We start from the raw sequence: 830 nt of genomic DNA on the forward strand, positions 1-830 counted from the left end.
CATATTCGACACTTCTGGGGTGGTTGATGAGGTGGTGACCGATGCGTTGTGGGAGCGGTTGGAGCCGTTGATTCCGGTGCCGCAGCGGCGTTTCCGTCATCCGGGGCGGCGTCGGAGCAGTGACCGTGCGGCGTTGGAGGGGATCTTGTTCGTGGCTCGCTCCGGGATCGGTTGGAACCAGTTGCCGACCGCGTTGTTCGGGGCCTCGGGTGCGACGTGCTGGCGGCGGTTGGCCGAATGGCAGGAAGCCGGGGTGTGGCAGCGGTTGCACGAACAGGTACTGGTCGAACTACGCGCGGCGGGGAAGTTGGACCTGTCGGTCGCGTTGGTCGATGGGTCGCATCTGCGGGCTTTGAAAGGGGGGACCATGTCGGCCCCAGCCCGGTCGACCGCGCGAAACCCGGCTCAAAGCACCACCTGATCACCGACGCCACCGGAACACCCCTCGCGGTCACCCTGACCGGCGGAAACCGTCACGACGTCACACAACTGATCCCGCTGCTGGACGCGCTACCGGTCCTGCGCGGACGTCGCGGACGTCCTTGGCGGCGACCCCGCTACCTCTACGCCGACCGCGGCTACGACTACGACAAATACCGCCGACAACTGCGTGATCGCGGAATCGTGCCGGTCATCGCCCGCCGCGGCACCGGCCACGGATCCGGGCTCGGCGTCGTTCGTTGGCCGGTCGAACGCAGCTTCGCCTGGCTACACGCGTTCAAACGGTTGCGTATCCGCTACGAACGCCGCGCCGACATCCACCAAGCCCTACTCAGCCTCGCCTGCGCGGTCATCTGCCTCCGCAAACTCATTCTGAACTGATCTGTTAG

General features: G+C 65.9%; 1 protein-coding gene. It reads left to right on the top strand.

Features of this window, described 5'->3' with window-relative positions; genetic code table 11:
• The first annotated feature begins 19 nt into the window (after positions 1-19).
• Positions 20-822, top strand: a protein-coding gene (locus tag JZ792_RS41225; protein WP_216918419.1) for an IS5 family transposase whose coding sequence is annotated in 2 segments (ribosomal slippage) — positions 20-356 and positions 356-822 — 804 coding nt in all. Because the reading frame shifts where the segments join, the coding sequence is not laid out codon by codon here.
• Positions 823-830 lie beyond the last annotated feature (8 nt).

This window comes from Nocardia noduli, from assembly GCF_019038455.1.
GTDB lineage: Bacteria > Actinomycetota > Actinomycetes > Mycobacteriales > Mycobacteriaceae > Nocardia > Nocardia noduli.